The following is a 5,731-nucleotide window of genomic DNA, read 5'->3' as shown; positions in this document are numbered from 1 at the left end:
GGCGTTTGTCACAGTCCACCTCCACCGGGATGGCCCAGGAGGCGACGCCTTCATGGGCGATGATCTGCGGATCCACCGCCTCGGAGACGATATTGGCCAGGAAGCCGCGCGGCGCGCCCGTCGGCGCGGAGGTGGTGATGGCGGTCACCGCCGAGGGGCTTACGTCGACCACCTGGCCCAGGGTCACGGGCGTGTCGCGTTGCAGCCACCCGCCGACATCGCCGAGCGCACGTGACGGCGGATAGCTGACGTCCTGGGCGAACACGGGGGCCGCGGCGGCCATCGAGATGGCCACAAGGGTAGGGATCGCAAGCGAGCGGTTGAGCATCCAGGCTTCCATCGCACCGATTCACGGGCTTCGGGAAGCTGCCTACACCGGCGGCTCGGCCGGCGCGAGGGGGCCGAACACCTCTTCGAAACTGGCGCGCAACGCCGCATCGGCCTCGTCCAGAGTCACCGGCAATCCGAGATCGACCAGGCTGGTGACCCCGTGCTCGGTCACGCCGCAGGGCACGATGCCGTTGAAATGACTGAGGTCCGGCTCGACGTTCAGGGAGATCCCGTGGAACGAGACCCAGCGGCGCAGCTTCACGCCGATGGCGGCGATCTTGTCCTCGCGGGTCGGGGCGCCGGCCTGGCGCCGTTCCACCCAGACCCCGACGCGGCCCTCGCGGACCTCGCCTGCGACATTGAACCGCCACAGCGCGCCGATCACCCAGGCCTCCAGCGCGGCCACGAAGGCGCGCACGTCGCGGCGGCGCTGGGTCAGGTCCAGCATCACATAGGCCACCCGCTGACCGGGCCCGTGATAGGTGAACTGGCCGCCGCGCCCGCTCTCGAACACCGGGAAGCGGTTCGCATCCAGCAGATCGGCCGGTTTGGCCGATACGCCGGCGGTGTAGAGCGGCGGATGCTCCAGCAGCCAGACCAGCTCGCCTGCGCGGCCCTCGGCGATGGCGGCCGCGCGCGCCTCCATGGCCGCAACGGCGTCGGGATAGGCGACCGGCGCACGCGAAACGGCCCAGCCGGCGGACATTCTGTCGCTGCGCCCGAAAATCGGCGCTTCCGTCGCTGGATTTAACACCCGGTCAAGCATGTCGCGGCCAATGTGGGGTCTGGGCTGCGTCTGCGCAAAGCCCTTGAGTTTCGAGAGGCGTAACTGCGTGAGCCAGGTCAAGGCCGTCAATGTCGAGATTCAGGTGGTGCTGGGGCGCTCGACACTCCCCATGCAGCAGCTGCTGCGCATGGGCCGGGGCGCGGTCATCCCTCTGGACACGGCGGTCAATGACGAGGTCTGGATCCTCGCCAACAACCACCCGATCGCTCGCGGCGAAATCCAGATCAATGATGAAAAGATCTCCATCGCCGTGACCCGTGAGGCCAACGTCTACGACTTCATGGCCGGCGGCCAGTAGACCTGCTTTCGCGACGGGCGTTTCGCCGCCCTTCACAAAGCCTTCGCCGTTTGCTACCCCCCGCGGCTCACCACGAGCGGTCGTGGCGGAATTGGTAGACGCGCAGCGTTGAGGTCGCTGTGGGGCAACCCGTGGAAGTTCGAGTCTTCTCGACCGCACCAGTGAATCAAGGTCCTTAAAACACTCAGGAAAAACAACGTTTCGACATAGCTGAAGGAGGTCCGCGATGAGCCGTGAAACGGACGACCTTGAGCTGAAGGAACGACTTGAGACTGAAGAGGACCTTGAAGACCTCGCCCTTGGCGAGGACTATTCCCTAAATCCGGCCTACGTCCCGATGGTGGTCGACGCGCTCGACCGCGGGGACGCAGAGCGCCTGCGCGAACTGCTGGGGGCGCTGCACCCGGCCGACGTCGCCGACCTGATGGGCTTTCTCTCGGCCGGCGACCGCGAGGAGCTGGTCCCGCACCTGGACCCCGAGATCCTCGGCGAGGTGCTTTCCGAGCTCGACACCGAAATCCGCGAGGAGATCCTCGAACACGTCCCCTCGGCGATCCTCGCCAAGGCGCTGGGCGAGATGGAGAGCGACGACGCCGCCGACGTCGTCGACGACCTTGAGGCCGACAAGCGCGCCCAGGTGCTGGCGGCGATGCCCGAGGTCGAGCGGACGGCCATCGAGACCACGCTCGCCTATGAGGACGAGACGGCCGGGCGGCTGATGCAGCGCGAGGTGGTGGCGGCGCCGCAGTTCTGGACCGTCGGCCAGACCATCGACCACCTGCGCCGCGAGAGCGAGGAACTGCCGGAGCTGTTCTTCGACGTCTATGTCGTGGACCCGGCCTACAAGCCGGTCGGCGCCTGCCCGGTCAGCCATCTGCTGCGCAGTCAGCGCGACATGCCGCTCGCCCAGATCATGGAGCAGGTCACTGAAATCCCGGTCGATATGGACCAGGAGGAGGTGGCCTACATCTTCGACAAGTACCGGCTGATCTCCGCCCCGGTGATCGAGCCGGGCGGCCGGCTGGTCGGCCAGATCACCGTCGACGACATCGTCGGCGTCATCCAGGAGGAGACCGAGGAGGACATCCTGGCCCTGGCCGGCGTTTCCGACGCCGGGCGCGACGCCGGCTTCCTGGGCATCGTCCAGTCGCGCCTGCCTTGGCTGCTGATCAACCTCGTCACCGAAGTCCTCGCGGTGATCGTGATCGGGCCTTTCCAGCCGATGATCGCCAAGATCGTGGTCCTGGTGATGCTGCTGCCGATCGTTTCCTCGCTGGGCGGCAACGCCGGGACACAGGCGCTGACGGTCGCGGTGCGAGCCATCGCCAGCAAGGAGCTGAACGCCGCCAACGCCGCGCGGATCATCCTGCGCGAGCTGGCGGTGGGCCTGCTCAACGGCGCCGCCGTGGGCCTGGTGCTCGGCGCGGCCCTGTTCGTCTGGATGCATGACTGGAAGCTGTCGCTGGTGGTGCTCCTGGCGATCATCGCCAACCTGTTCGTGGCCGCCATCGGCGGCATCCTGGCGCCGATCGCGCTGGACCACTTCGGGCGCGACCCGGCGGTCTCCTCGTCGGTGGTGGTCACCTTCATGACCGACTTCTTCGGATTCTTAGCTTTGCTGGGAATTGCGGCGCTTATCCTCTTGTAAGGATTGACCCAAGTAAGCCTACCGGCCCAGGACTTGCCGGTACGCTCCGGCGTCTTCGTGCGTGTGTCAAACTGGGTCAGAGGGCATGGAGCCTCGCCACCGTGTGTCCCGGACCGCGCTTGATCTGATCAAGCGGTTCGAGGGCTACCGCCAAGCGGCCGCCCAGCTGCCCGACGGGCGCTGGACGATCGGCCATGGCCACACGCTGACCGCACGCCAGGGCGCGCAGGTCTCGCCCGACGACGCCGAGGCCCTGCTGCTCTACGATCTGATCGCCGTCGCCCATGCGCTGAACGAGGCGGTATTTACCCCGCTGACCCAGAACCAGTTCGACGCGTTGGCGTCCTTCGCCTTCAACATCGGGCTCGACAGCTTCCACCAGTCCGGCGTTCTGAAACGCCTGAACGAGGGCGCCCTGATCCAGGCCGCCTGCGCCATGGAGCTGTGGCGCAAGGCCAATGTCGGCGGCGAGCGGATCGTCATCGACGCCCTGGTGCGCCGCCGCTCGGCCGAGAAGACCCTGTTCCTGACCCCGCTGGGCGAGGCCTGGGTGCCGGCGCCGTCGCCGATCCTGCGACCCCTGCTGGACACCGACGCCCAGGATATCGTGCCTCTGCAGACGCCGGTGGCGGTCACCGCCGAACTGGACGGCGATCAGCTTGTGGTGCTGCGCGCGGATGCTCCGGAACCGGCCCCGGTCGCGCCTGAGGAGGACGCCGCCGAGGGGCCCGCCAAGGCCGCCGCCGAGGCGGTAAGCGCGCGCCTCTCCACCATCTTCCAGGAGCTCGGCGAGGAGCCCGGCGCGGAGGACGCCGAACGCACCCACCCCGAGCATATCCCCGAGAACCCTCATCCGCAGGCCGACTTCGCTCCGCCGCTCGATGAGCCGCCGGCCGAGCCGATCCCCGACGCCCCGCCGCCGGCCGCGCCGTTCGAGGATCCGGTGCCGTTCTTCCTGCGGGCGCCGGAGCCGGAACCCGAGTCCGAACCGCAAAAGCCGCCGCCGCTGGAGCCCTGGCGCTCGCGGGTCGAGCGCGAGGATGACGCGCCGCGCGGCAGCCTGTTCGACGACCCCGCCTCAGACGCCATCGAGGAGGCCTCGGCCGAGGACGAGGCCCGCTTCGACGACGACCCCTTCGCCGCCGATCGCATGGTGATCGACGACGCCGCGCCGCCGCAGTTCGACGGGCCGGTCGTCCAGCCGCTGCCGGAACGCCCGCAGGGCGGCGTGCTGACCCTGGTGGCGCTGGCGGTGCTGGGCCTGATCTTCTTCGGCGGCGGCATCTTCTGGGCGACCTACGCCCGCGGCGGCGGCGGCCTGATGGGACCGCGGCTGGTGGGCGGGTTGGCCGGGATCGCCGGCGTCGGCTTCTTCGTGGTGGCGGTCTATCTGTTGCTCGATCGGCTGGGCCGGGCGGCCGAGCGCCAGGCGCACGAACGCCGCTAGGACCCGCCGCTCTCGCGACCCGGGGCGACGCATGCTAAGCCCCGCCCATGATCCCCAATCACGGACCCAGCCTGGAATTCGGCCTTGGCGAGACGGCCGACGCGATCCGGGAGACCACGGCCCGCTTCGCCGCCGACAAGATCGCGCCGCTCGCGGCCGAGATCGACGAGACCAACAGCTTCCCGCGCCAGCTTTGGCCGCAGATGGGCGAGCTCGGCCTGCATGGGGTCACCGTCGAGGAGGAGTTCGGGGGCCTGGGCCTGGGCTATCTGGAGCACGTGGTGGCGATGGAGGAGGTGTCCCGCGCCTCGGCCTCGGTGGGTCTGAGCTACGGCGCCCACTCCAACCTCTGCGTGAACCAGATCCGCCGCTGGGGCAGCGACGAACAGAAGCGGCGCTACCTGCCGGGCCTGATCTCAGGCGAGCATGTGGGCGCGCTGGCGATGAGCGAGGCGGCAAGCGGCTCCGACGTGGTCTCCATGCGTCTGAGCGCGCGCAAGACCGGCGACCGCTATGTGCTGAACGGGACCAAGTACTGGATCACCAACGCCCCGCACGCCGACACCCTGGTGGTCTACGCCAAGACCGATCCCGAGGCCTCGGGGAAAGGCATCACCGCCTTCCTGATCGAGAAGGGGTTCAAGGGCTTCAGCGTGTCGAAGAAGCTCGACAAGATGGGCATGCGCGGCTCCGACACCGCCGAGCTGGTGTTCGAGGACTGCGAGGTCCCCGAGGAGAACGTCATGGGCCCCGAGAACGGCGGCGTGGGCGTGCTGATGAGCGGGCTGGACTACGAGCGCGCCGTCTTGTCCGCCGGGCCGCTGGGCATCATGCAGGCCTGCCTGGACGTGGTGCTGCCCTATGTCCGCGAGCGCCGGCAGTTCGGCAAGCCGATCGGCTCCTTCCAGCTGATGCAGGGCAAGGTCGCCGACATGTATGTCGCGCTCAACTCGGCCAGGGCCTACGTCTACGCCGTGGCCCGGGCCTGCGACGCGGGCATGACCACCCGCTTCGATGCGGCCGGTGCGATCCTGATGGCCAGCGAGAACGCCGTGCGCGTCTCTCTGGAGGCGGTGCAGGCGCTGGGCGGGGCTGGCTACACCAAGGAATTTCCGGTGGAACGCCTCGTCCGGGACGCCAAACTCTACGATATCGGCGCCGGCACCAACGAGATCCGGCGCTTCCTGATCGGACGGGAGCTGATCGGCGGATGAGGAAGCT

At 68.5% G+C, this 5,731-nt stretch carries 6 protein-coding genes and 1 tRNA gene; 5 read left to right on the top strand and 2 right to left on the bottom strand.

Annotation, left to right across the window (positions count from 1 at the left end; all coding sequences use genetic code 11):
* Together E8A12_RS14490 and lipB are read right to left on the bottom strand one after the other, a co-directional pair.
* Positions 1-340: hypothetical protein (locus E8A12_RS14490; RefSeq protein ID WP_293369984.1), on the bottom strand; the 340-nt coding region annotated here is incomplete at its 3' end.
* A gap of 30 nt (positions 341-370) precedes the next feature.
* Positions 371-1,036 (bottom strand): lipoyl(octanoyl) transferase LipB, encoded by a 666-nt coding sequence (gene lipB, locus E8A12_RS14485; protein ID WP_293369982.1) that lies wholly within the window; start codon positions 1,034-1,036, stop codon positions 371-373.
* A 127-nt stretch (positions 1,037-1,163) separates the two neighbouring features.
* On the opposite strand from lipB, the gene E8A12_RS14480 reads away from it, so the two are divergent.
* The 5 genes from E8A12_RS14480 to E8A12_RS14460 all read left to right on the top strand — a co-directional run bounded on the left by E8A12_RS14480 (position 1,164) and on the right by E8A12_RS14460 (position 5,724).
* On the top strand, positions 1,164-1,415 hold the full coding sequence (locus E8A12_RS14480) for a FliM/FliN family flagellar motor switch protein (protein WP_293369979.1): 252 nt from the start codon (positions 1,164-1,166) through the stop codon (positions 1,413-1,415).
* A gap of 76 nt (positions 1,416-1,491) precedes the next feature.
* Positions 1,492-1,576 (top strand) — tRNA-Leu (locus E8A12_RS14475).
* 65 nt (positions 1,577-1,641) lie between these two features.
* Positions 1,642-3,063, top strand: a complete 1,422-nt coding sequence (gene mgtE / locus E8A12_RS14470; protein ID WP_293369977.1) for a magnesium transporter — start codon at positions 1,642-1,644, stop codon at positions 3,061-3,063.
* 103 nt (positions 3,064-3,166) lie between these two features.
* A complete protein-coding gene (locus tag E8A12_RS14465) occupies positions 3,167-4,510 on the top strand; it encodes a lysozyme (protein WP_293369974.1) in 1,344 nt (447 codons plus the stop codon).
* A gap of 47 nt (positions 4,511-4,557) precedes the next feature.
* Positions 4,558-5,724 (top strand): isovaleryl-CoA dehydrogenase, encoded by a 1,167-nt coding sequence (locus E8A12_RS14460; RefSeq protein WP_293369972.1) that lies wholly within the window; start codon positions 4,558-4,560, stop codon positions 5,722-5,724.
* Positions 5,725-5,731 lie beyond the last annotated feature (7 nt).

The sequence above is a fragment of the Phenylobacterium sp. genome, assembly GCF_004799395.1.
In the GTDB taxonomy this organism is placed as follows: Bacteria; Pseudomonadota; Alphaproteobacteria; order Caulobacterales; family Caulobacteraceae; genus Phenylobacterium.
The sequence above is the reverse complement of the archived record's forward strand: the minus strand, read 5'-3'. Positions and strand labels throughout refer to the sequence as shown.

Bases quoted from the DNA above. Each gene is read 5' to 3' on its own strand.
- E8A12_RS14460 (WP_293369972.1), top strand. From the start codon at position 4,558: ATGATCCCCAATCACGGACCCAGCCTGGAATTCGGCCTTGGCGAGACG.
- lipB (WP_293369982.1), bottom strand. From the start codon at position 1,036: ATGTCCGCCGGCTGGGCCGTTTCGCGTGCGCCGGTCGCCTATCCCGAC.
- mgtE (WP_293369977.1), top strand. From the start codon at position 1,642: ATGAGCCGTGAAACGGACGACCTTGAGCTGAAGGAACGACTTGAGACT.